At 72.5% G+C, this 22,487-nt stretch carries 22 protein-coding genes; 14 read left to right on the top strand and 8 right to left on the bottom strand.

Translation table 11 applies throughout. The annotated features are described in order from the left end of the window. The first annotated feature begins 1 nt into the window (after nt 1). Both ACMCNK_RS35395 and ACMCNK_RS35390 read left to right on the top strand, forming a co-directional pair. A complete protein-coding gene (locus ACMCNK_RS35395; protein ID WP_412740686.1) occupies nt 2-919 on the top strand; it encodes an SDR family NAD(P)-dependent oxidoreductase in 918 nt (305 codons plus the stop codon). Next, on the top strand, nt 916-1,383 hold the full coding sequence (locus tag ACMCNK_RS35390; RefSeq protein WP_412740685.1) for a pyridoxamine 5'-phosphate oxidase family protein: 468 nt from the start codon (nt 916-918) through the stop codon (nt 1,381-1,383). The genes ACMCNK_RS35395 and ACMCNK_RS35390 overlap by 4 nt, the downstream gene beginning before the upstream one ends. Here the strand turns inward: ACMCNK_RS35390 and ACMCNK_RS35385 are convergent. Together ACMCNK_RS35385 and ACMCNK_RS35380 are read right to left on the bottom strand one after the other, a co-directional pair. Further along, nucleotides 1,376-2,884, bottom strand: a complete 1,509-nt coding sequence (locus tag ACMCNK_RS35385) for an aldehyde dehydrogenase family protein (protein WP_412740684.1) — start codon at nt 2,882-2,884, stop codon at nt 1,376-1,378. The genes ACMCNK_RS35390 and ACMCNK_RS35385 overlap by 8 nt on opposite strands. A 36-nt stretch (nt 2,885-2,920) precedes the next feature. Continuing rightward, the gene (locus ACMCNK_RS35380) at nt 2,921-3,775 is read right to left on the bottom strand and encodes an SDR family oxidoreductase (RefSeq protein ID WP_412740683.1); all 855 of its coding nucleotides are present in this window, start codon (nt 3,773-3,775) and stop codon (nt 2,921-2,923) included. A gap of 46 nt (nt 3,776-3,821) precedes the next feature. On the opposite strand from ACMCNK_RS35380, the gene ACMCNK_RS35375 reads away from it, so the two are divergent. The 4 genes from ACMCNK_RS35375 to ACMCNK_RS35360 are packed head-to-tail and all read left to right on the top strand — an operon-like array spanning nt 3,822 to nt 7,187. Next, the gene (locus tag ACMCNK_RS35375) at nt 3,822-4,559 is read left to right on the top strand and encodes an enoyl-CoA hydratase family protein (RefSeq protein ID WP_412740682.1); all 738 of its coding nucleotides are present in this window, start codon (nt 3,822-3,824) and stop codon (nt 4,557-4,559) included. A gap of 14 nt (nt 4,560-4,573) precedes the next feature. Then, nucleotides 4,574-5,407: a CoA transferase subunit A gene (locus ACMCNK_RS35370; RefSeq protein ID WP_412741085.1), complete on the top strand. Its 834-nt coding sequence runs from the start codon at nt 4,574-4,576 to the stop codon at nt 5,405-5,407. After that, the gene (locus tag ACMCNK_RS35365) at nt 5,404-6,135 is read left to right on the top strand and encodes a CoA-transferase subunit beta (RefSeq protein ID WP_412740681.1); all 732 of its coding nucleotides are present in this window, start codon (nt 5,404-5,406) and stop codon (nt 6,133-6,135) included. Before ACMCNK_RS35370 ends, ACMCNK_RS35365 begins: the two co-directional genes overlap by 4 nt. Next, entirely contained in the window at nt 6,132-7,187 is a 1,056-nt protein-coding gene (locus tag ACMCNK_RS35360; RefSeq protein ID WP_412740680.1) for an NAD(P)H-dependent flavin oxidoreductase, read from the top strand. Before ACMCNK_RS35365 ends, ACMCNK_RS35360 begins: the two co-directional genes overlap by 4 nt. Here ACMCNK_RS35360 and ACMCNK_RS35355 read toward each other — a convergent pair. Beyond that, complete coding sequence (locus tag ACMCNK_RS35355; RefSeq protein ID WP_412740679.1) at nt 7,165-8,295, bottom strand: acetyl-CoA C-acetyltransferase; 1,131 nt, start codon at nt 8,293-8,295, stop codon at nt 7,165-7,167. The genes ACMCNK_RS35360 and ACMCNK_RS35355 overlap by 23 nt on opposite strands. A 66-nt stretch (nt 8,296-8,361) precedes the next feature. Here ACMCNK_RS35355 and ACMCNK_RS35350 point away from each other — a divergent pair, with 66 nt between their 5' ends. Further along, nucleotides 8,362-9,537, top strand: coding sequence for an acyl-CoA dehydrogenase family protein (locus tag ACMCNK_RS35350; RefSeq protein WP_412740678.1), 1,176 nt, complete (start codon nt 8,362-8,364; stop codon nt 9,535-9,537). A gap of 10 nt (nt 9,538-9,547) precedes the next feature. After that, on the top strand, nt 9,548-10,606 hold the full coding sequence (locus ACMCNK_RS35345; protein ID WP_412740677.1) for an acyl-CoA dehydrogenase family protein: 1,059 nt from the start codon (nt 9,548-9,550) through the stop codon (nt 10,604-10,606). 54 nt (nt 10,607-10,660) lie between these two features. On the opposite strand, the gene ACMCNK_RS35340 is transcribed toward ACMCNK_RS35345, so the two are convergent. Next, nucleotides 10,661-10,867 carry a DUF4177 domain-containing protein gene (locus ACMCNK_RS35340; protein ID WP_412740676.1) on the bottom strand — a complete coding sequence of 69 codons (207 nt, stop codon included), beginning with the start codon at nt 10,865-10,867 and terminating at the stop codon, nt 10,661-10,663. 237 nt (nt 10,868-11,104) lie between these two features. Between ACMCNK_RS35340 and ACMCNK_RS35335 the strand changes: the two genes are divergently transcribed. Beyond that, complete coding sequence (locus ACMCNK_RS35335; protein WP_412740675.1) at nt 11,105-11,548, top strand: N-acetyltransferase family protein; 444 nt, start codon at nt 11,105-11,107, stop codon at nt 11,546-11,548. A gap of 11 nt (nt 11,549-11,559) precedes the next feature. On the opposite strand, the gene ACMCNK_RS35330 is transcribed toward ACMCNK_RS35335, so the two are convergent. Beyond that, nucleotides 11,560-12,678 carry an NAD(P)H-dependent flavin oxidoreductase gene (locus ACMCNK_RS35330; RefSeq protein WP_412740674.1) on the bottom strand — a complete coding sequence of 373 codons (1,119 nt, stop codon included), beginning with the start codon at nt 12,676-12,678 and terminating at the stop codon, nt 11,560-11,562. Then, a complete protein-coding gene (locus tag ACMCNK_RS35325) occupies nt 12,668-14,281 on the bottom strand; it encodes an acyl-CoA synthetase (protein ID WP_412740673.1) in 1,614 nt (537 codons plus the stop codon). Before ACMCNK_RS35325 ends, ACMCNK_RS35330 begins: the two co-directional genes overlap by 11 nt. Nucleotides 14,282-14,345: 64 nt before the next feature. On the opposite strand from ACMCNK_RS35325, the gene ACMCNK_RS35320 reads away from it, so the two are divergent. Continuing rightward, a complete protein-coding gene (locus ACMCNK_RS35320) occupies nt 14,346-15,140 on the top strand; it encodes a crotonase/enoyl-CoA hydratase family protein (protein ID WP_412740672.1) in 795 nt (264 codons plus the stop codon). Between the two features lie 4 nt (nt 15,141-15,144). On the opposite strand, the gene ACMCNK_RS35315 is transcribed toward ACMCNK_RS35320, so the two are convergent. Next, nucleotides 15,145-16,686, bottom strand: coding sequence for an acyl-CoA synthetase (locus ACMCNK_RS35315; protein WP_412740671.1), 1,542 nt, complete (start codon nt 16,684-16,686; stop codon nt 15,145-15,147). 89 nt (nt 16,687-16,775) lie between these two features. Between ACMCNK_RS35315 and ACMCNK_RS35310 the strand changes: the two genes are divergently transcribed. The 3 genes from ACMCNK_RS35310 to ACMCNK_RS35300 are packed head-to-tail and all read left to right on the top strand — an operon-like array spanning nt 16,776 to nt 19,962. Then, entirely contained in the window at nt 16,776-17,744 is a 969-nt protein-coding gene (locus ACMCNK_RS35310) for an OB-fold domain-containing protein (protein WP_412740670.1), read from the top strand. After that, complete coding sequence (locus tag ACMCNK_RS35305) at nt 17,741-18,805, top strand: thiolase domain-containing protein (protein WP_412740669.1); 1,065 nt, start codon at nt 17,741-17,743, stop codon at nt 18,803-18,805. Before ACMCNK_RS35310 ends, ACMCNK_RS35305 begins: the two co-directional genes overlap by 4 nt. Beyond that, complete coding sequence (locus ACMCNK_RS35300) at nt 18,802-19,962, top strand: thiolase domain-containing protein (protein WP_412740668.1); 1,161 nt, start codon at nt 18,802-18,804, stop codon at nt 19,960-19,962. The genes ACMCNK_RS35305 and ACMCNK_RS35300 overlap by 4 nt, the downstream gene beginning before the upstream one ends. Before the next feature lie 6 nt (nt 19,963-19,968). Here ACMCNK_RS35300 and ACMCNK_RS35295 read toward each other — a convergent pair whose 3' ends face one another. Further along, a complete protein-coding gene (locus tag ACMCNK_RS35295; RefSeq protein ID WP_412740667.1) occupies nt 19,969-21,207 on the bottom strand; it encodes a cytochrome P450 in 1,239 nt (412 codons plus the stop codon). A 113-nt stretch (nt 21,208-21,320) separates the two neighbouring features. Between ACMCNK_RS35295 and ACMCNK_RS35290 the strand changes: the two genes are divergently transcribed. Next, nucleotides 21,321-22,484, top strand: a complete 1,164-nt coding sequence (locus tag ACMCNK_RS35290; protein ID WP_412740666.1) for a steroid 3-ketoacyl-CoA thiolase — start codon at nt 21,321-21,323, stop codon at nt 22,482-22,484. The last annotated feature ends 3 nt before the right edge of the window (nt 22,485-22,487 follow it).

The raw sequence follows: 22,487 nt of genomic DNA, 5'->3' as shown, positions 1-22,487 counted from the left end.
CATGGGCGCGAAGCTGCTCGCCGGACGGGTCGCCGCAGTCACCGGCGCGGGAAACGGTCTCGGCGCGGCCGAAGCCGTCGCCCTCGCCGCCGCGGGCGCCCGGCTGGTGCTCAACGACCTGCCCGGCGCGGCGTTGGAAACGGTGGGCGAGACGATCCGCGCAGCCGGCGGTGAGGCGGTGCTCTGCCCCGGCGACGTCGCGGACTTCTCGACCGGCGAGGCCCTGGTGCGCCGGGCGGTCGAGGCGTTCGGCGGGCTCGACATCCTGGTCAACAACGCCGGCGTGCTGCGCGACCGGATGGTCTTCGCGATGTCCGAGCAGGAATGGGACTCGGTGATCCGGGTGCATCTACGCGGCCACTTCGTCACCACCCGGTTCGCCACGGCGTACTGGCGGGAGCGGAGCAAAACGACCGGCGCACCGGTGTACGCCCGGATCGTGAACACCTCGTCCGAGGCGTTCCTGCTCGGCTCCGCCGGTCAACCCAACTACGCCGCCGCCAAGGGCGGCATCGTCGCGCTGACCCTGACCACCGCGCGCGGCTGCGCCCGCCACGGCGTGCGCGCCAACGCCATCTGCCCGCGCGCTCGCACCGCGATGACCGGGGACCTGATGGGCCCGCCGCCGGACGGGCCGGATCCGCTTTCACCGCAGCGGGTCGCCCCTCTGGTGACCTACCTGGCCGGCCCGGCCGGCGCGCGGATCACCGGCGAGGTCTTCGTGGTGCACAGTGACGTGGTGGCGGTGCTCGGGCCGCCGACGGTGCGGGCGAGCTTCCGTGCCCAGGACGGGCAGTGGTCGGCGACCGAGCTGGACGCCGCTCTGGCGCCGGTGTTCACGGGCGATCCACCGCAGCCGGGCTTCGTCTGCGAGGAGACGCTGCCGCTGGCCGCGGCCACGTTCGGCGAGGATCGGTGAACCAGCGGGCCGCCGTGACGATGCCGGCCGACGAGACCGCCGCGATGCTGGCCGGCGCGCGCAAGATGCAGCTCGCCACCATCAACCCGGACGGCACGCCGCACCTCGTGACGATGTTCTACGGGCTGCAGGACGGCCAGGTGGCGTTCTGGACGTACCGCGCCTCGCGCAAGGCGCGCAATCTGGCCCGCGACCCCCGCGTGACCTGCCTGGTCGAGGACGGCGAGGACTACTTCGAGTTGCGCGGCGTCCAGGTGACCGGGACCGTGCGGCGGATCGACGACCCGGCCGGAGTGGCTGAGATCGGCCGGCTGGTGGCGGCCCGCCTGCCGGGCGCACCGGACAGCGGCTCGCTGCCCGGTGTGCTCGACGAGTACGTGGCGCGTGCCGCGGCGAAGCGTGTCGCCTTCCTGGTCGAGCCACGCCAGGTGGTCACCTGGGACCATCGCCGCCTGGTCACATGAGCTCGTCGGTGGTCGGCACCAGGACCGTCTTCACCTCGGTGTACGCCTCGATCGAGCCGCGCCCGCCCTCGCGCCCGAGCCCGGACCGGCCGAATCCGCCGAACGCCACGTGCGGCTCCAACTGATAGCCGTTCACGCCGATCGTGCCGGCGCGCACCGCGCGGGCCATCCGCATCGCACGTTTGAGGTCCGCGGTCCACACCATCCCGGCCAGCCCGTACGAGGTGTCGTTGGCCAGCCGGACGGCCTCGTCCTCGTCGGTGAACGGCACCACGGCCAGGACCGGCCCGAAGATCTCCTCCTGGGCGATGGCGGCGTCGTTGCGTACGTCGGCGAAGACCGTCGGGGCCACGAAGTTGCCGGCCGCCAGTTCGCCGTCGGCGCGGGTGCCGCCGCAGACCAGCCGGGCGCCGTCCTGCTGCCCGCGTGCGATGTAGTCCAATACGCGGGTGAGTTGCCGTTCGTTGATCAGCGCCGCAGCGGTGGTCTCGGGGTGGAACGGATCACCGTAGTTGACCAGGCCCGCCGTGCCTTCGGCCAGCGCCACGAACTGGTCGTACACGTCGCGGTGGACCAGTGCCCGGGTGTGGGCGACGCATGCCTGGCCGGACAGTCCCAGCGTGACCGTGCCCATCGTGGTGGTCGCTGCGGCGAACACGTCGGCGTCGGGAAACACGACCGACGGGCTCTTGCCGCCGAGTTCGAGGCTGACCCGCTTCACCCCGTCGGCCGCGGCGGCCAGCACCCGCCGGCCCACCGCACGGCTGCCGGTGAAGGAGACCTTGTCGACCAACGGGTGGTTGATCAGCGCGTCGCCGGTCGGCTCGCCGGGGCCGGTGACCACGTTGAGCACGCCGGGCGGCAGGCCCGCCTCCTCGATCAGCCGGGCCAGGCGCAGCACCGCGAACGTCGCGAATTCGGACGGCTTGAGCACCACGGTGCAGCCGGCGGCCAGTGCGGGCGCGAGCTTCTGCGCGGCGAGCAGCAGCGGCGCGTTCCAGGCGATCACCGCGGCCACCACGCCGAGCGGCTCGCGCAGGGTCAGTACGAGGTGTTCGCCGCCCTGGTAGCCCGGCAGGGTCTCGCCACCCAGCTTGTCCACCCAGCCGGCGTGGTGGTCGAAGACGTCGGCGACACACTCCATCGACATCGCGTAGGCCTCGCCGAAACTGATCGGCACACCGTTGTCCAGCGCCTGCAGGGCCAGCAGCTCAGCGCCGTGCGCACGCACCAGCTCGGCGATCCGGCGCAGCACCCGGATCCGTTCCTTGGCCCGGGAGCGGGGCCACGGCCCCTCGTCGAATGCGCGACGGGCGCTGCGGGCGGCCGCGTCGACGTCGACGGCCTCGGCCACCGCGAACTCGCCGACCTCCTCCGCGGTGGCCGGGTGCCGGTGTGTCCAGGTGCGATCGTGCGCGGCGGGCCGCCACCTGCCGTCGATGAGCAGTTCGCCGGTGGTCAGTCCGGCCGCGTCCCGCCTGGGCTTGATCGAGAGAACCATGCGACACCTCCGGCGAGCGACAATCTGGAACAGGTTCTATTTCTGCGGAGGGTACGCCAGAGCCCAGAGGTCCGCCAGATACCCCGGCCATTCGCCGCCGCCGTGCACGGCCAATGCGGCCCCGCTGACGTATCCGGCAAGCGGAGACGCGAGCAGCAGGCAGGCGGCGGCGACCTCGGCGGGCATCGCGGCCCGGCCCAGCGCGACAGTGCGGGCCACCGCCTCGGCGTCCACATTCGAGCCCGGCGCTGCGGTCGTCACGGGCCCGACGACCAGGCTGTTCACCCGGACTTTCGGCGCCCATTCCATGGCCAGGCTGGTCGCCAGGTGGTGCAACCCGGCCTTGGCCGCACCGTACGCGGCGGTGCCGGGCGACGGGCGTACCCCGCTGACGCTGCCCACCATGAGGATGACCCCGCCGCCGGGTTGATCCTGCATGACCGCGTTGGCCGCCTGGGACACGTGCAGCGGGGCGATCAGGTTGAGTTCGATGACCTTCGCGTGGAACCGGGGGGAGGCGGTGTCCGCCGCGGCGAAGGGCGCTCCCCCGGCGTTGTTCACCAGGACGTCGAGGCGTCCGAACCTGTCTACTGCCGCGTCCACCAGCGCGCGGGCCTGCTCGGGATCGCGGACATCGGCCTGGACGAACTCGGGCATCACACCGCCCGGCGGCGATCCGCGCATCGTGCCGCCCGTGGGCGATCCTGGCGTCGCGCCGCCCGCAGGCGGCTCCTGCGTCGCGCCGTCGGAAGACGCCCAGGCTGGCGCGTGCCGTCCGCAGACCAACACCCGGGCTCCGGCAGTGAGGAAGGCGTGGGCGATCGCGGCGCCGATCCCCCGCGTCCCGCCGGTGACCACGACACCGCGGCCGGAGAAGCCGATGGAGTCCATCGGCCAACGGTAGCCTCCCAAGCAAGCGCTAGGTTAGCCTGGCGACGTGGGCGTACACGTGCGTCAGGCTGCCGTCGCCGAAGTCGTCATCGACTTCCCGCCGGTCAATGCGGTGCCCGCGGAGGGCTGGCGGGAGCTGGCCGAGGCCCTGACCGCGGCCGGGTCCGACCGGGGCACGCGCGTGGTGGTGCTGGCGGCCGAGGGCCGCGGCTTCTGCGCCGGTGTGGACATCAAGGAGATGCAGCGCGCCCCCGGCCATGAGGCGCTGCTGGCCGCCAACCGCGGCTGCGCCGAGGCGTTCGCGGCGGTGTACGACTGCCCGGTTCCGGTGATCGCCGCGGTGCACGGCTTCTGCCTGGGCGGCGGAATCGGACTGGCCGGCAACGCCGACCTGGTCGTCGCGGCCGACGACGCCACGTTCGGTCTGCCCGAAGTGGACCGCGGAGCGCTCGGCGCGGCCACCCACCTGGCGCGCCTGGTGCCGCCGCAACTGATGCGCACGATGGTCTACACCTGCCGGACGGTCAGCGCCCCACAGTTGCACCGCTTCGGCACGGTGCTCGAAGTGGTCCCTGCCGCCCGGCTCCGCGCGGCGGCACGTGCGGTGGCCGAGCAGATCGCGGCGAAGGATCCGACGGTGATCCGGCGGGCCAAGGAATCGCTCAACGGGATCGACCCGGTCGACGTCAAACGGTCGTACCGGTTCGAGCAGGGCTTCACGTTCGAACTGAACCTCGATGGCGCGGGCGACTCCGCCCGGCAGCGATTCGTGGAGGGACGTTGACCTCGGACAAGCTGATGACGGTCGCCGAGGTGGTCGGCGAAGTGCGCAGCGGCATGACCATCGGGATCGGCGGTTGGGGGTCGCGGCGCAAACCGATGGCGCTGGTCCGCGCGATCGCCCGCGCCGGTCTGACCGGCCTGACCGTGGTCAGCTTCGGCGGTCCCGACGTCGGGCTGCTGGTCGCGGCGGGCTGCGTGCGGCGGCTGGTCACCGGTTTCGTCTCGTTGGACAGCATCGCGCTGGAGCCGCACTTCCGGCGGGCCCGGCACGAGGCGGCCCTGGAGCTGACCGAGCTGGACGAAGGAATGCTTTACTGGGGGCTTCTGGCGGCGGCGCACCGGCTGCCGTTCCTGCCGACCCGGGCGGGGCTGGGTTCCGACGTGCTGCGGGTCAATCCCGGCCTGCGTACGGTCCGTTCGCCGTATCCCGACCGCGAGGAGCTGGTCGCCGCGCCGGCGTGGCCGCTGGACGCCGCGCTGATCCACCTCAACCGGGCCGACGGCCGGGGCAACGGACGCTACCTTGGCCCCGACCCATACTTCGACGACCTGTTCTGCCTCGCCGCGCGGCGCTGCTTCGTGTCCTGCGAGCGACTGGTCGGCACCGACGACTTGGTGGCCGCCGGCCCCCCGCAGGGACTGCTGGTCAACCGCATGATGGTCGACGGCGTCGTGGTCACCCCGCACGGTGCGCACTTCACGAGCTGCGCCCCCGACTACGAGCGCGACGAGGCGTTCCAGCGCGAGTACGCGGAAGCGGCGGCCAGCCCGGCGGACTGGGACCGGTTCCGCGCCACCTACCTGGACGGGGACGAGGACGACTACCAGGCGGCGGTGCGGCGGCGATGACTGACGCGAGCCGGGCCGAGGTGTGTGTGGTGGCGTGCGCCGAGGCGTGGCGTGGCGACGGCGCGATCCTGGCCGGTCCGATGGCACCGATCCCCCGCCTGGGCGCCCGGCTGGCGCAGCTCACGTTCGCGCCCGATCTGGTGCTCAGCGACGGGGAAGCCACGCTCGTGAACAGCGACGGCGAGGGCGAGGGCTGGTTGCCGTACCGTGCCGTCTTCCAGGTGGTGGCGGCGGGCCGGCGGCACGTGATGATGGGGGCCAGCCAGCTCGACCGGTACGGCAATCAGAACATCTCCTGCATCGGCGACTGGGCCCGGCCCGACTCCCAGCTTCTCGGCGTGCGGGGCGCGCCGGGCAACACCATCAACCACGTCACCAGCTACTGGGTGCCGCGGCACTCGCCGCGGACGTTCGTCGAGCGGGTCGACATGGTGTGCGGTATCGGGTACGACCGGGCCGCGGCGCTCGGGGCGCCGGCCAACCGGTTCCACGAGATCCGGATCGTGGTCACCAACCTCGGGGTGCTGGACTTCGCGACCCCGGACCACTCCCTGCGGCTGCGCTCGGTCCACCCGGGTGTGACCGTGCCCGAGGTGGTGCGCGCCACCGGTTTCCCGCTGGCGATGGCGGACGAGGTGCCGCCGACCCGGTGGCCCACCGACGACGAGCTGGCGCTGATCCGGGACCGCCTGGATCCGCAGGGCCTGCGCGAGCGGGAGATCCGATGAGGACCCGGCTGACCGAGCTGCTCGGCTGCCCGTACCCGATCGTGCAGACCGGCATGGGTTACGTGGCCGGTGCCGCACTGGTCGCGGCCACCTCCGAGGCGGGCGGGTTCGGCATCGTCGCCTCGGCCACGATGAGTCTCGACCGGCTGGCCGCCACGATCCGGGAGGTTCGGCAGCGTACGGGCGCGCCGTTCGGGGTGAACCTGCGCGCGGACGCCCCGGACGCCGTGGACCGCGTCGACCTGCTGGTTCGTGAACGGGTAGGTCTTGCCTCATTCGCGTTGGCGCCCAGCCGCGACCTGGTCCGCCGGTGCGCCGACGGCGGGGTGCTCACGATGCCCTCGATCGGTGCCGTACGGCACGCCGTGAAGGTGGCCGGCTGGGGCGTGGACGCGGTGCTCGTGCAGGGTGGCGAGGGCGGCGGTCACACCGGGCAGGTGCCGACGTCGCTGCTGTTGCCGCAGGTGGCCGACGCGGTCGGCGTTCCGGTCGTGGCGGCCGGCGGATTCTTCGACGGCCGTGGGCTGGTGGCCGCTCTGGCGTACGGCGCGGCCGGGATCGCGATGGGCACCCGGTTCCTGCTCACCTCGGACAGCCCGGTCGGCGCGCAGGTCAAGCAGCGGTACCTGGCCGCCTCGGTAACGGACACGGTGGTCACCACACGGGTCGACGGGGTGCCGCACCGGGTGCTGCGTACCCCGCTGGTCGAGGACCTCGAACGCTCCGGGCGGCTCGCCGCACTGGTGCGGTCGGTGCGGCACGCCGGCGCGTACCGTCGGGAGGCCGGCCTGTCGTGGCCGGCCATGCTGCGGGCGGGCCGCGCCGCGCGGCACGGTCGTGAGCTGTCGTGGGCGCAGACCCTGATGGCGGCCAACACCCCGGCCCTGCTGCGCGTCTCGATGGTGGAGGGTCGCCCCGCCTCCGGCGTGATGCCGGCCGGTCAGGTGGTCGGGCTGATCGACGACCTGCCGTCCTGCGCCGCGCTCATCGAGCGGATCATGCGGGAGGCGGACGACCGCCTGGACGAGCTCAGCACCGTTCGATCACGGTGACGTTGGCCTGGCCGCCGCCCTCGCACATGGTCAGCAGGCCGTACCGGCCGCCGGTGCGTTCCAGTTCGTGCAGCAGCGTGGTGAGCAGCCGGGCCCCGGTGGCGCCGAGCGGGTGGCCGAGCGCGACGGCGCCGCCGTTGACGTTGACCCGCTGCGGGTCGGCGCCGGTGTCGCGCAGCCAGGCCAGCACGACGGCGGCGAACGCTTCGTTGACCTCGAACAGGTCGATGTCGGCGACGGTCAGCCCGGCGCGGGCGAGCGCGTGGGCGGTGGCCGCGATCGGCGCGGTGAGCATCAGTACGGGGTCGTCGCCGCGCGCGGACAGGTGCCGGATCCGGGCGCGGGGCCGCAGCCCGTACGTGAGCAGTGCCCGGCCGGACGCGACGAGCAGGGCGGCGGCGCCGTCGGCGAGCTGGCTGGACGTGGCCGCGGTCGTGGCGCCGCCGGGGCGCAGCGGGCCGAGGACGGCCATGCGTTCGGCGCAGGTGTCGCGGCGCGGGCACTCGTCCGTGTCGCATCCGGCCAGTGGCGCGATCTCGGCCCGGAACCGGCCCGCATCGATCGCGCGGACCGCCCGCCGGTGGCTGGCCAGCGCGTACTCCTCCAGGTCGGCGCGGGTCAGGCCCCACCGGGCGGCGATCTCGTCGGCGCTGCGGAACTGGGAGATCTCCTGCTCGCCGTAGCGGGCGTGCCAGCCGGCCGAGCCGGCGTACGGCCCGTGCGGGGCCATCGCGCTGCCGATCGGTACGTGGCTCATGCTCTGCACCCCGCCGGCCACCACGAGGTCGGCCGTGCCGCTCATGACGGCCTGCGCCGCGAAATGCACCGCCTGCTGGGCGGAGCCGCATTGCCGGTCGACCGTCACGCCCGGCACGTGCTCGGGCAGACCCGCGGCGAGCCAGCAGGTACGCGCGATGTCGCCGGACTGCGGGCCGAGCGTGTCCACGCAGCCGAGGATCACGTCGTCGATCGCGGCCGGGTCGGCGCCGGTGCGGGCCAGCAGTGTGGTGATCGCGTGCGCCCCGAGGTCCGCCGGATGCATCGTGGACAGGGCGCCTCCGCGGCGCCCGACCGGCGTACGGACCGCACCCACCAGATACGCCTCCACGGTTGACGCCTCCCACCCGGTGCCGTCTACTAGAACTTGTTCTAATTTACCGGGGCGGGGTGACCTATGCACGTGGGATACACACCGGAGCAGGAGCAGTTGCGTCACGAGTTGCGGGCGTACTTCGGTGATCTGATGACCCCCGCGCTGCGCGCCTCGCTCACCGGCAACGAAGGTGAGTACGGCGACGGCAGCGCGTACCGTGCAGTGGTCCGGCGGCTGGGCCGCGACGGCTGGCTCGCGCTGGGCTGGCCCACCGAGTTCGGCGGCGCCGGCCGCTCCCCCATGGACCAGCTCATCTTCGCCGACGAGGCGGCGATGGCCGGGGTGCCGGTGCCGTTCCTGACACTCTCCACGGTGGGCCCGGCCATCATGCGGCACGGTACGCCGCAGCAGCGCGCCGAGCTGCTGCCGCGGATCGCGTCCGGGCAGCTGCACTTCTCCATCGGCTACTCCGAGCCGGACGCCGGCACCGACCTCGCGGCACTGCGCACCAGGGCGGTCCGCGACGGCGACGAGTACGTCATCACCGGGCAGAAGATGTGGACCAGCCTCATCCAGTACGCCGACTACGTCTGGCTGGCCTGCCGCACGAGCGACGCGCCCCGGCACAAGGGCCTGTCCATCATCCTCGTGCCCACCGACGCGCCCGGCTTCTCCTGGACACCGGTCCGCACCGTCGCCGGGGTGACGACCAGCGCGACCTACTACGCCGAGGTGCGGGTGCCGACGTCTGCCCTGGTCGGCGTGGAGAACCAGGGCTGGGCGCTGATCACCGACCAGCTCAACCACGAGCGGGTGGCGCTGACCCCGACCGCCCCGCTGCGCCGGGCACTGCGCGAGGTCACCGGCTGGGCCGCGGAAACCCTGCTGCCGGACGGCCGGCCGGTGATCGATCAGGAGTGGGTTCGCCTGCATCTGGCCCGCGTGCACGCCCGGACCGAGGCGTTGAAGCTGTTCAACTGGCGGGTGGCGGCCGGCGCCGACGACTCGCCCGCCGCGGTGCGGGCCTCAGCCGGGAAGGTGTACGGCACCGAACTGTCGGTCGAGGCGTACCGGCTGCTCATGGAGGTGCTGGGACCTGCCGCAACGGTGCGGGACGGCTCGCCCGGCGCACTGCTGCACGGCCGGATCGAACGACTGCACCGGGCCTCGCTGATCCTCACGTTCGGCGGCGGCACCAACGAGGTGCAGCGCGACATCATCGCGGCCGGCACGCTCGGCCTGCCGGTCCACCGATAGGGAGTACGACGTGGACTTCTCGTTGAGCGCCGAGGCGCACGACCTGACCACTCTGACCCGGGACCTGACCGGCTCCGGCCGGCCGCTGTGGCGAGCCCTGGCGGAGGCCGGCGTGCTCGGTGCCGCGCTGCCCAAGCGGGCCGGCGGCGACGGATACGGCCTGCTGGAGCAGTGCGCGATCCTGACCGAGCTGGGCCGGGCCGCGGCCACCGTGCCGTACCTGCCGTCCATCGTGGTGGCTGCGGGCGCGCTGGCCCGCTTCGGCACCGAGCAGCAGGTGAGCGAGTGGGCCGTGCCCGCGAGCCGGGGCGAGGTGGTACTCACCGCCGCGGGCGCTCCCGCCCGCGCGCGCCGGGATCCCGGTGGCGGCTGGCGGCTGGACGGCACGATCCCGGCCGTCCCGGCGGCCCCCGACGCCGCCCTCATCCTCGTGCCGGCCGACGGGGCCGGGGTGTTTCTCATCGAGCCCGGCGACCCCGGCGTGCACGTCGAGGCGCAACATGTGGCGGGCGGGCCCGGCGCCGGCCTGGTGCGGCTCGCCGAGGTCGCCGTGCCCGACGAGCGGCGGCTCGGCGACGCTGCGGCCGGCGCGTGGCTGACCGCGTACACGACCGTCGGGGCCGCCGCGGCGCAGCTCGGCGTGGTCGAGCGTGCGTTGGAGATGACCGCGCAGTACGCCCGCTCCCGGGTCCAGTTCGGCCGGCCGATCGGCGCGTTCCAGGCCGTCGCCCAGCGGCTGGCCGACGCGTACATCGACGTCGAGGCGCTGCGGCTCACGCTGTGGCAGGCGGTGTGGCGGCTGACCGGGCAACACCCGGCAGCGGATCCGGCGGTCGCCACCGCCGGCTTCTGGGCCGCCGAGGCAGGCCACCGGGTGGTGCACACGGCCGTACACGTGCACGGCGGCGTCGGCATCGACCTGGAGTACCCGCTGCACCGCTACTTTCTCGCCGCCAAGTACCACGAGTTCCTGCTCGGGGGCGCGACCGCGCAGCTGCGAGCCTTGGCCGCGCACGGTCAGCCCGACGCGCACCCGGATGGGTCACCACCTGGTTGGTGGTCTCCCTGATCATGGAATACGTGATGCTCGTGCGGCGGCAGAACCGGGCGGCCCCGGGGGAAGCTAGGCGACGGGGCGCTCGAATGTCACGAGGAGTCCCTCGACGCCGCCGGGACCTATGCGGCCCTTGACCTCCGCCGACGTGATCGTCTTGAGACGCCAGCCTTGCGTGGCGTGCTCGTTCAGGGTCTCTTCGAGCTTCGCCCCGGACATCTTTCCGCCGATCATCTTTTCGCGAAGCTCGACGACCTTGTACGTGTAACGTTCCATACCGACATGATCACCCCACGTCGCCGTGGGAACGGGCCGAACCACGTCACCCTCGGAAAATCTCGACCTGCGCATCCGCCATCGCGATGTGTTCGCGGTCCCGCGGCGACTGTTCAGCCAAGTCCGACGCGCGTGGGTTCCGGCGGACGGGTGCGCCCGGTCATCGTCCCGCCTGGTTCACGGGCGCGGAGCACCACCCCAGGTCCAGGAAGTCTGCCGGACGGTAGGTTGTCGAGCATGGCGGACTGGAGGATCCGACCGGCGTCACCAGCCGACGTCGAGCCGGCGGCGGATTTGCGGGCGGTGGTGCTGCGGGCGGATCTGCAGCGGCTCGGACGCTATGACGAGCAGCGGGTACGGCAACGGCTGCGGGACGGGTTCGCGCCGGAACACACGTCGGTGATCGAGGTGGACGGCGCTTTCGCCGGCTGCGTGGCGCTTCGACCAGCCGCGAACGCCCATTGGTTGGAACATTTCTATCTGGCCCCGCACCTGCAGGGCAGCGGCATCGGCACGGCAGTGCTGCGTGGCCTGCTGGAGCAGTGCGATCGCGAGGGCACGCCGGTCCGGCTGAACGTGCTTCAGGGCAGCGCGGCGCGGCGGCTCTACGAGCGGCACGCGTTCACGGTCGAGACGGAGGATCCGGTGGACGTGTACATGGTGCGCACGCCCGCCCGATAGACGTCTCCCGTTCAATCCTGCCCGCCAGTCGCCGGCCGACCCAGGCTGCCCAGGCGGGACAGTGTGACGTCCGCCTCGGCGACGAGGTCGGCCAGCACGTCGGCGACCGGCCGGACCGCGTTCATCCGGCCCACGATCTGCCCGACCGGCATCGGCACCACGCTCGGATCGCCGGACTCCATCAGCCGGGTGTGCGCCTGCGCCACCAGCAGATTCTGCAACGGCATCGGCAGCGGCACCGGTGCGCCCGGCGCGTTCCAGGCATCGGTCCAGCGGTTGCGCAGCAGGCGGGCCGGTTTGCCGCTGTAGATCCGGCTGCGCACCGTGTCCCCGGAACCGGCCCGTAGCAGCGCTTCCCGTAACGCGGGAGTGCTGCGGTACTCCTCGGTGCCGAGCCAGATCGAGCCCAGCCACACGCCGCGCGCACCGAGCGCCAGCGCCGCCGCGATCTGCCGGCCGCTGCCGATCCCGCCGGCGGCCAGGACCGGCACCTGCGCGCCGACCGCATCGACGATCTCCGGGATCAGCACCATGCTGCCGATCTCACCGGTGTGGCCGCCGGCCTCGTAGCCCTGCGCCACGACCAGATCGACGCCGCCGGCCACGTGGCTGCGGGCGTGGTCCGCACGCCCCGCAAGGGCGGCCACCGGCACCCCGTGCGCGTGCGCCCGGTCGGTCACGTCGGGCGGTGGGGGGCCGAGCGCGTTGGCGATCAGCCGGATCGGGTGGGTGAGCGCCACCTCCACGTGCGAGCGCGCCACGGAATGGAGCCAGCCCAGCACTCCCGCCCGATCCGACTCGCCGTCGAGGGCCGGGGGCACGCCCAGGCGCAGCAGGGTGTGCTCGACGAAATCCCGGTGCCCGGCCGGGATCAGGACATCCAGGTCGGACGGGGCGCCGTCGGCCGGGGCGTGACTGGGCATCACGACGTCCACCCCGTACGGGCGGCCACCGGTCGCGTCGTCCAGCCAGGACAGCACCGCGTCGAGTTCGTCGGGGTCGTTGAAGCGTACGCAGCCCAGCACACCGAGCCCACCCGCCCGGCTGATCGCGGCCACCACGTGCTCCGACGGGCTGAAGCCGACCATCGGGTGGTCGATGCCGAGCCGGTCGCACAGGTCAGTCCGCACGGCACACCGCCTCGGCCGGGTGTTCCTGCGCGTACGCGTGGGCCCAGCCGTAGTCCGCCTTGCCGCTGAGCGTACGGGCGATCAGGTCCACCACCCACAGCGTGCGCGGCACCTTGTAGCCCGCGATCCGCCCGCGCAGGTGAGCGTCCAGGTCCGCCGGGTCGAGCGCAGCGTCGGGCCGGGGCTGGATCAGCGCCGCCACCCGCTGCCCGAGCCGTTCGTCGGGCACGCCGATGACCAGCGCGTCGAAGACGCCCGGGTGGGCCTTGAGCGCGGCCTCGACCTCCTCGGGGAAGACCTTCTCTCCGCCGGTGTTCACGCACGTGTTGCCGCGGCCGAGCAGCGTGATCGTGCCGTCCGATTCGAGGCGGGCCAGGTCACCGGGTACGGCGTAGAGCACGCCGTCCACCTCGGCCAGCAGCGCGGCGGTCCGCTGCGGATCCTTGTAGTAGCCGACCGGCACGTGCCCGCCACGGGCCAGGCGGCCGATCACGCCGGGCGGCGCCGGCCGGCCGCGCTCGTCGAGCACGATCGTGTGCGGGCCGGGCATGACCCGCGGCCCGTCGACAGCGCCGCCCTCGGTGACCACGCCGAGGCCCGCGAAGCCGGTCTCCGACGAGCCGATCGCGTCGGTGACCAGCACGTTCGGCAGCGCTTCGAGGAATTGGCGCTTGACCACGGGCGAGAACAGGGCGGCGCTGGAGGAGATGGCGACCAGTGATGATCCGTCGTGGCCGCCGGCCAGATACGCCTCGACGATCGGACGGGCCATCGCGTCGCCGATGAGCACGACCACGTTCACCCGGTGCCGGTCGATCGCCCGCCACACCTCGTCGGCGTCGAAGTGCGGCAGGACCACCACGGTGTCGCCGGCGAACAGGGCCGCCAGCGCCGCCCACTGGGCGTTGCCGTGGATCAGCGGGGCGAGGCAGAGGCGCACCATCCCGCCCGTCTCGGCGCCGCGCCGGCATTGCGCCCACTCGTCGTCGAGGGGGATCCCGGACATGAAGTCGATGCCGCCGCCGAGCACCCGCCACACGTCCTCGTGGCGCCAGATGACGCCCTTCGGGTAGCCGGTGGTGCCGCCGGTGTACAGCAGGTAGCGGTCGTCGCCGGAACGCGGCGCGAAGTCCCGGCGCGGATCGCCGGCGGCCTGGGCGGCGGCGTACGCGACGCCGCCGTACCGGCCGATGTCGGCGTCTGTGCCGTCCGGCAGGGCCACGACGGTACGCAGGTCCGGCACGGACGGCAGCACGGCGGCGACCCGGGACGCGTACCCGCGGTCGTGGATCAGCGCGGTCAGGTCGGCGTCCGCGAAGAGGAACTGCAACTCGTTCTCGACGTACCGGTAGTTGACGTTCACGACCGCGGCGCGCAGCTTGTACACCGCGAGCATGGCCGCCACGGCCTCGATCGAGTTGCCCGCGTAGAGACCGACGTGGTCGCCCGCCCCGACGCCGCGGTCCCGCAGGAAGTGGGCGAGCCGGTTCGCGCACTCCTCCAGCTCGGCGTACCGCACCGTGCGCGCGCCGCACGCCACCGCGACGCGGCCACCGAAGGCATCAACCGCATGCTCGAACAGGTCCGCAATATTGGCCGCCATCAACAGAAAGTAGAACGTGTTACCGTACGCAGGCAAGCCCCAACCAGGCGCCGGAGGTGGCCGCGTGGAAGCCCAGGAGCAGCACGCGCTCGTCGAGCAGCGTGGACCCGTCCTCATCGTGACGATGAACCGGCCGCACGTGCGCAACGCGCTGTCCCCCGAGATGCTCGCCATCATGCGCAGCGCCTGGGACCGGGTCGACGGCGATCCGGAGATCCGGGTGTGCGTGCTCACCGGGGCCGGTGGCGCGTTCTGCGCCGGCGCCGACCTGAAGGCGATGACCCGGGCTCATCCCGGCGACGGCTTCCGCGCCGGCGGCACCGACCTGTCGCGGATCGACGCGTTGCTCAAGGGACGGCGACTGACCAAGCCGCTGGTGGCCGCGGTGGAGGGTCCGGCGGTGGCGGGCGGCACCGAGATCCTTCAGGCCACCGACGTACGGGTGGCAGGCAGCAGCGCCCGGTTCGGTGTCTCCGAGGCCCGCTGGGGGCTGTTCCCGCTGGGCGGGTCGGCGGTCCGGCTGCCGCGGCAGATCCCGTACACCGTCGCGGCCGATCTGCTGCTCACCGGCCGACACCTGTCCGCGGCCGAGGCCCGCGAGATCGGCCTGATCGGGCACGTCGTCCCGGACGGTCAGGCTCTCGGAAAAGCGCTGGAACTGGCCGGGGCGATCGCGGCGAACGGCCCGCTCGCGGTCCAGGCCATTCTGCGCACCATGCGGGAGACCGAGGCCATGGCCGAGAACGACGCATTCACACTGGAGTCCCGTCTCGGGATGGCGGTCTTCATGAGCGCGGACGCGCAGGAGGGTCCGCGCGCGTTCGCCGAGAAGCGGACCCCGGACTTCCGGGGACGCTGACGCCTCAGATCAGCCGCTCCCGCCCCGCCCAGGAGGGATCTCGCAGAAGTCGCTTGTAGAGCTTGCCGTTCGGATCGCGCGGGAGCTCGTCGACGTACTCGATGATGCGCGGCAGCTTGAACCGGGCGACCCGGCCGGTCAGGAACTCCAGCAGCTGCGCGGTCAGCTCGGGCCCGCCGCGCACGCCCGGCTCCAGTTGCACGACCGCCTTGACCTGTTCGCCCCAGTCATCGTGGGGGACGCCGAAGACCGCGACGTCCGCGACGCCGGGGTGGGCAGCCAGCTCGCCCTCGATCTCGGCGGGGTACACGTTCACACCGCCCGAGATGATCACGTCACTGGCCCGGTCGCACAGGAACAGGTAACCGTCGTCGTCCAGGTAACCGACGTCACCGACCGTGAACATCCGGCCGCGCCGGGCGTTTCTGGTCTTCTCGGCGTCGCCGAGGTATTCGAAGCTCGCCTCCCCCATCTGGAGGTAGACCTGCCCCAGGCCGCCGGCCGGCGCGTCGTTGCCGTCGGGGTCCAGCACCCGCACCCGGGTGCCGGGCCACGCGCGCCCCACCGAGCCGGGCCGCCGCAACCACTCGTCCGCCGTGATCAGGGTGCCGCCGCCCTCGGAGGCCGCGTAATACTCCACCACCACCGGGCCCCACCAGTCGAGCATCTGCCGTTTGACGTGCCGCGGGCACGGCGCGGCGCCATGGATCATCACGCGCATCGAGGACAGGTCGTATCCGGTGCGGACCGGCTCGGGCAGGGCGAGCAGGCGGCGGAACTGCGTCGGCACCATGTGACTATGGGTAACCCGGTGACGCTCGACGAGGCGCAGCATCTCCTCCGGATCCCACCGGTCCATCACCACCACGGCATGCCCGAGCTGGAGCGAGATGGTGGCGAAGTTCAGCACGGCCGTGTGGTAGAGCGGCGAACAGCACAGGTGCACGTGACCGTCGAACGGCTCGAGCCCGAACAGGCCGAAGAACCACGTCGAGACCGACGGCACATCATCGGGATCGGTGCCGGTGAGCGGGCGGTGCACGCCCTTGGGCCGCCCCGACGTGCCCGAGGTATAGGCCATCAGCGCGCCCAGAGTACGGGCAACGGGGCGCCCGGACCCACCGGCGCCGAGCGTGTCGAGTGCGGCGAACCCGGGCACCTCGCCGACCGCGAAGCGACCCGGCGTTCCCGCCTGCTGCGCCGCCGCCGACGCCGCGTCGGCGAAACGCTCGTGCGCCACGAACGCCCGCGCGTCGCAGTCGCGCAGAATGTACGCGATCTCGGGAGCGGTCAGGTGCCAGTTGAGTGGTACGACGTGCAGCCCGGTCTGCAGTGCGGCGAAGTGGACGGTGAGCAGGTCCGCGCCGTTGGGCAGCAGCAACGCGATCCGGTCGCCGGCGGACAACCCTAGACCCTGTAGCCCGCGCCCGATCCGGTCGGCGCGAGCGGCCAGCTCCCCGTACGTGAGGGTGTGACCGCCGGGGTCCATCACTGCGGCACTGTGCGGAGACCGAGCCGCGATGGCCCACAGCCCGATGGCATCCATGTCGTCACTCTATAACGTGTTCTATCGGCGAAACAGTCGGTGGGGGAAGCTCTTGCCCGCATGAACGAGGACGTGTTTCACTCAGAATCGTGGACATCGCTTCGGCGCCCCCGCTCTCCGCGCCGATGGTCATCGGCTTCGACTACACCCGCTCGCTCGGCCCGGTCCTGGGACCGTTCATGACCGGCCTGCGCGAGCGCCGCGTGCTCGGCAGCCGGACCTCGGACGGACGGATCCACGTCCCCCCGCTGGAGTACGACCCGGTCACCCACGCGCCGGTGACCGATCTGGTGGGCGTGCTCCCGACCGGCACCGTGGTCACCTGGACCTGGACGCGCCGGCCACTGGAGGGGCAGCCGCTGGCGCACCCGTTCGGGTGGGCACTGATCCGGCTCGACGGGGCGGACACCGCCCTGCTGCACGCCGTGGACGCGGGCGAGCCCGGCCGGATGCGGACCGGGATGCGGGTGCGGGTGCGCTGGGCCGCGGACCCGGTCGGCCACATCCGCGACATCGAGTGCTTCGAGCCGATCGACGCCCCACCCGCCCCGCCCCGCGAGACCTCACCCGCCCAGGACGCGCCGGTGACGACCATCGTCACCCCGATCGTGCTGCGCTACCGGCACACCGCCTCGGAACAGGAGAGCCGGTACCTGCGGGCACTGGCCGAGGGTCGGCTGCTCGGCGGGCGGTGCCCCGCCTGCCGCAAGGTCTATCTGCCGCCGCGGGTCTGCCCCGCCGACGGGGTACCGACCGAGGAGGAGGTGGTCGTGGCCGACCGGGGCACGGTCACCACGTTCTGCGTGGTCAACGTCCCGTTCGCGGGGCAACGGCTCGACCCGCCGTACGTCGTCGCGCAGGTGCTGCTGGACGGCGCGGACATCCCGCTGTCCCATCTGATCCTCGGCTGCCCCGCCGATGAGGTGCGGATGGGCATGCGGGTGGCCGCGGTCTGGCGCGAGCGCGCGCAGTGGACGGTCACCCCGGAGAACATCGCGCACTTCGCGCCGACGGGTGAGCCGGACGCACCCTACGAGTCGTTCGCGGATCACCTGTGAACGCGCAGCGCGCGGTCGCGGTCGTCGGGTTCGCCCAGTCCCCGTGCCGGCCCGAGGCCGGCACGACCAGCGGGGTCGAGACCCTGGTGCCGGTCTTCCGACAGGCACTGGCCGATGCCGGGCTGACGCGGCGCGAGGTGGACTTCTGGTGCTCCGGCTCCTGCGACTACCTGGCCGGGCGGGCGTTCTCGTTCGTCAACGCGGTCGATGCCACCGGGGCGTACCCGCCGATCTGCGAGTCCCACGTAGAGATGGACGCGGCCTGGGCGTGCTACGAGGCGTACGTGAAGATCCTCGCCGGCGAGGCGGACACCGCGCTGGTGTACGGGTTCGGCAAGTCCTCGGCCGGTCAGCTGCGCCGGGTGCTGGCGCTGCAGCTCGACCCGTACGTGACGGCGCCGCTGTGGCCCGACTCGGTGAGCATCGCCGCACTGCAGGCCCGGCTCGCGTGCGACCGGGGCCTCCTCACCGAGCGGGACATGGCCGAGGTGGCGGTACGCAGCCGGGCGGACGCCGCCGCCAACCCGTGCGCCCAGGTGTCCGGAGCGGCCACGGTCGAGTCGCTGCTCGCCGGGCCGTACGTCGCCGACCCGCTACGGGCGCACGACTGCGCGCCGGTGTCCGACGGTGCCGCCGCGCTGGTTCTGGCCTCCGGCGATCGTGCCCGCGAGCTGTGTGACCGGCCCGCCTGGATCACCGGCATGGCCCATCGCATCGACCCGCAGGGCCTCGGTGAGCGGGATCTGACCGCGGTGCCGTCGGCGAGCGCCGCGGCCGAGGCCGCCGGTGTGACCGGTGACCTCGACGTGGCCGAGCTGCATGCACCGTTCACGCATCAGGAGCTGTTGCTGCGCGCGGCGTTGGGGCTCGGCGAGGCGGTGCGGATCAACCCGTCCGGCGGCGCGCTGTGCGGCAACCCCATGTTCTCCGCGGGTCTGGCCCGGATCGGGGCCGCGGCCGAGCAGGTCATGTCCGGGCGGGCGCGGCGGGCGGTCGGGCACGCCACCAGCGGCCCGGCACTGCAACAGAATCTGGTCTGTGTGCTGGAGGCGGAACAGTGAGACGGGCGGCCGTGCTCGGTACCGGGCAGACACACCATCGGACCCGGCGTACCGATGTGTCGATGGCGGGGTTGTGCCGCGAGGCGATCGACCGGGCGCTGGCCGATGCCGGCACCGACTGGTCGCAGATCGACGCGGTCGTGCTGGGCAAGGCGCCGGACCTGTTCGAGGGCGTGATGATGCCCGAGCTGTTCCTGGCGGACGCCATCGGCGCGGCCGGCCGGCCGCTGCTGCGGGTGCACACCGCCGGGTCGGTCGGCGGGGCTACCGCGGTCATGGCGACCAGCCTGGTGCGTGCCGGGGTGCACCGGCGAGTGCTGGCGGTCGCGTTCGAGAAGCAATCGGAGTCGAACGCGATGTGGGCACTGTCGATCCAGCCGCCGTTCACCGCGCCGATCGGTGCGGGCGCGGGCGGCTACTTCGCCCCCCATATCCGGGCGTACATCCGGCGTTTCGACGCACCGGAGCACATCGGCGCGATGGTCGCGGCCAAGGACCGCCGCAACGGCGCCCGCAATCCGTACGCCCATCTGCGGCAGCCCGACATCACGGTGGAGTCCGTGCAGGCGTCACGGATGTTGTGGGACCCGATCCGGTACGACGAGACCTGCCCCTCCTCCGACGGTGCGTGCGCGATCGTCATCGGCGATCAGGCCGCGGCCGAGGGCAGCGACCGGCAGGTGGCATGGATCCGCGCCACCGCCATGCGCACCGAGCCCACGTTCTTCGCGGGCAAGGACCATGTGAGCCCGCAGGCCGGTGCCGAGGCCGCCCAGGCGCTGTGGCATGCGGCCGGCATCAAGGAGCCGCTGGCCGAGGTGGACGTCGCCGAGTTGTATGTGCCGTTCTCCTGGTTCGAGCCGATGTGGCTGGAGAACCTCGGCTTCGTTGCGCCGGGGCACGGCTGGAAACTGACCGAGTCCGGCGAGACGCGGATCGGCGGCCGGCTGCCGGTCAACCCGTCCGGCGGGGTGTTGTGTTCCAACCCGATCGGCGCCTCCGGTCTGTTGCGTTTCGCGGAGGCGGCGATGCAGGTGATGGGCCGGGCCGGGCAGCATCAGGTGGCGGGTGCGCGCACGGCGGTCGGGCACGCGTACGGCGGGGGGTCGCAGTTCTTCTCCCTGTGGCTGGTCGCCACCCAGCCGGACGGCCGGTAGCCGGCGTCAGGGCCGCTGGTACCGGACGGGCAGGTGCTTGACACTGTTGAGCCAGCCGGAGCGCAGCCGCCGCACCGGGCCGGCCAGGTCGATGTCGGGCATGTGGTCGGCGATCGCGTTGAAGATGAGGTCGATCTCCAGCCGGGCCAGGTTGGCGCCGAGGCAGAAGTGCGCGCCGCTGCCACCGAAGCCGAGATGCGGGTTCGGGCTGCGGGTGATGTCGAAGCGCTGCGGGTCGTCGAAGACTTCCTCGTCGAAGTTGGCGGACCCGTAGAACAGCGCCACTCGCTGGCCGGCTGCGATGTGCTGGCCGCCGAGGACGGTGTCGCGCAGCGCGGTGCGCTGGAAGACGTTCACCGGGGTGCCCCATCGGACGATCTCGTCCACCGCGGTCCGCGGGCGCTGCGCCTTGAACAGCTTCCACTGGTCGGGGTGCTCCAGCATGGCCAGCATGCCGTGCGAGATCGCGTTGCGGGTCGTTTCGTTGCCGGCGACCGCGAGCATCAGCACGAAGAAGCCGAACTCGTCGGTGGACAGGTGCTCCCCGCCGATCTGCGCCTGGACCAGGGTGGTGACGATGTCGTCGCGAGGGCAGGCCTGCCGCTGCTCGGCCATCGTCATGGCGTAGGCGAGCAGTTCCGTGGCGGGCACCAACGGGTCGGCGCCGCCACCGTACTCCGCGTCGTCGTAGCCGATCATCGCGTTCGACCAGTCGAAGACGTTGCGCCGGTCGTCCTGCGGGACGCCGAGCAGCTCGGCTATCGCCTGCAGGGGCAGCTCGCACGCCACCTCGGTGACGAAGTCGCCGGTGTCCGACGCAGCCGCCGTACGGGCGATCTGCTCGGCGCGGGTGGCCAGCGCCGCGCGCAGGCTGGTGATCGCTCGCGGGGTGAAGCCGCGTGACACGATGGATCGCTGCTTGGTGTGCTGCGGCGGGTCCATGTTGATCAGTGCGCACCGTTGCATCTCGATGCGCTCGCGCGGCAGATCCGCCTGGAACCGGACGATCGCGGTGTTCTCCCAGCTGGAGAACGTGTCGGTGTCGCGCGACACGGTCATCACGTCAGCGTGCCGGGTGACCGCCCAGTACCCCTCGTCGTCGAAACCTGCGCTGCCCCGGGCCTGCGGGATCCACCACACCGGGGCGCTGCGCCGCATCTCGGCGAACTCGGCGTGCGGTATGCCGTGCAGGTAGATCTCCGGGTCGGTGAAGTCGAAACCCTCGGGGATGCATGGTGCGGACACGGCTCCTCCTTTGGCAACCCGTTCTATCAATTCAAGCATGTAAACGTGCCCACGGATACCGCTTCCGTGCTTCCATATAGGAACACGTTCTACTTTGCTTGCAGGAGGCGCTGGTGGGTGTTCCGACGATCGTCGACGCGGTCCGCACGCCGATCGGCCGGCGCCGCGGACGACTGGCCGGGCTGCACGCCGCCGAGTTGCTGGGCGCGGCGCAACGTGCGCTGCTCACGCGTGCCCGCCTCGACCCGGAACTGGTCGAGCAGGCCGTCGGCGGCTGCGTCACGCAGGGCGGCGAGCAGTCCAACAACATCACCCGTACGGCGTGGCTGCACGCCGGGCTGCCGTACCGGACCGGGTGCCTGACCATCGACGCACAGTGCGGTTCGGCGCAGCACGCCGTCCACCTGATGGCCGGGCTCATCGCCGCGGACGCGGTCGAGGTCGGCGTCGCCTGCGGCGTGGAGTCGATGAGCCGTGTCCCGTTGCGGGCCAACCTGGGCACGGACGCCGGCATGCCGCGGCCCGAGTCGTGGAGCATCGACCTGCCGAACCAGTTCGTCGCCGCCGAACGCATCGCGACCAGGCGCGGCCTCACCCGTGCCGAACTGGACCGGTTCGGTGCCCGTTCGCAGGCCAACGCGGCGCGGGCCTGGGCGCAGGACCGCTTCACCCGCGAGGTGGTGCCGGTCGACGCGCCGGTCGTGGACGAGACCGGCCGGCCCACGGGCAAGGTCTGTCCGGTCGAGCGCGACGAAGGCCTGCGGGAGACCACTGTGGAGGGCCTGGCCCGGCTCCGCCCGGTCCTGGACGGCGGCGTGCACACCGCGGGCACGTCGTCGCAGATCTCCGACGGGGCCGCCGCGGTGCTGCTGATGGACGCCCAGCGGGCGCGGACGCTGGGCCTGCGCCCGCGTGCGCGGATCCTCGCCCAGTGCCTGGTCGGCGCGGAACCGTACTACCACCTGGACGGGCCGATCGCGGCCACCCACCGGGTGCTGTCCCGGGCCGGGATGACGATTGACGACGTCGACCTGTTCGAGGTGAACGAGGCGTTCGCCAGTGTGGTGCTGTCCTGGCTGGGCGCGCACCGCGCGGATCCCGACCGGGTCAATGTGAACGGCGGAGCGATCGCGCTCGGGCATCCGGTCGGCAGCACCGGCTCCCGCCTCATCACGACCGCCCTGCACGAGCTGGAACGCGGTGACCGCAGCACCGCCCTGATCACGATGTGTGCGGGCGGCGCGATGTCCACGGCGACCATCATCGAGCGGATGTGATCG

It is taken from the genome of Krasilnikovia sp. MM14-A1259, assembly GCF_047159535.1.
In the GTDB taxonomy this organism is placed as follows: domain Bacteria; phylum Actinomycetota; class Actinomycetes; order Mycobacteriales; family Micromonosporaceae; genus Actinoplanes.
Note: the sequence above shows the minus strand (reverse complement) of the source record. Positions and strands in the feature narration are given on the sequence as shown.

Excerpts from the sequence above, each read along its gene's own strand:
- ACMCNK_RS35325 (WP_412740673.1), bottom strand. The coding sequence starts at position 14,281 with ATGGCGGCCAATATTGCGGACCTGTTCGAGCATGCGGTTGATGCCTTC.
- ACMCNK_RS35385 (WP_412740684.1), bottom strand. The coding sequence starts at position 2,884 with ATGGTTCTCTCGATCAAGCCCAGGCGGGACGCGGCCGGACTGACCACC.
- ACMCNK_RS35350 (WP_412740678.1), top strand. The coding sequence starts at position 8,362 with ATGCACGTGGGATACACACCGGAGCAGGAGCAGTTGCGTCACGAGTTG.
- ACMCNK_RS35380 (WP_412740683.1), bottom strand. The coding sequence starts at position 3,775 with ATGGACTCCATCGGCTTCTCCGGCCGCGGTGTCGTGGTCACCGGCGGG.
- ACMCNK_RS35335 (WP_412740675.1), top strand. The coding sequence starts at position 11,105 with ATGGCGGACTGGAGGATCCGACCGGCGTCACCAGCCGACGTCGAGCCG.
- ACMCNK_RS35360 (WP_412740680.1), top strand. The coding sequence starts at position 6,132 with ATGAGGACCCGGCTGACCGAGCTGCTCGGCTGCCCGTACCCGATCGTG.
- ACMCNK_RS35395 (WP_412740686.1), top strand. The coding sequence starts at position 2 with ATGGGCGCGAAGCTGCTCGCCGGACGGGTCGCCGCAGTCACCGGCGCG.
- ACMCNK_RS35365 (WP_412740681.1), top strand. The coding sequence starts at position 5,404 with ATGACTGACGCGAGCCGGGCCGAGGTGTGTGTGGTGGCGTGCGCCGAG.
- ACMCNK_RS35340 (WP_412740676.1), bottom strand. The coding sequence starts at position 10,867 with ATGGAACGTTACACGTACAAGGTCGTCGAGCTTCGCGAAAAGATGATC.
- ACMCNK_RS35370 (WP_412741085.1), top strand. The coding sequence starts at position 4,574 with ATGACGGTCGCCGAGGTGGTCGGCGAAGTGCGCAGCGGCATGACCATC.
- ACMCNK_RS35315 (WP_412740671.1), bottom strand. The coding sequence starts at position 16,686 with ATGGATGCCATCGGGCTGTGGGCCATCGCGGCTCGGTCTCCGCACAGT.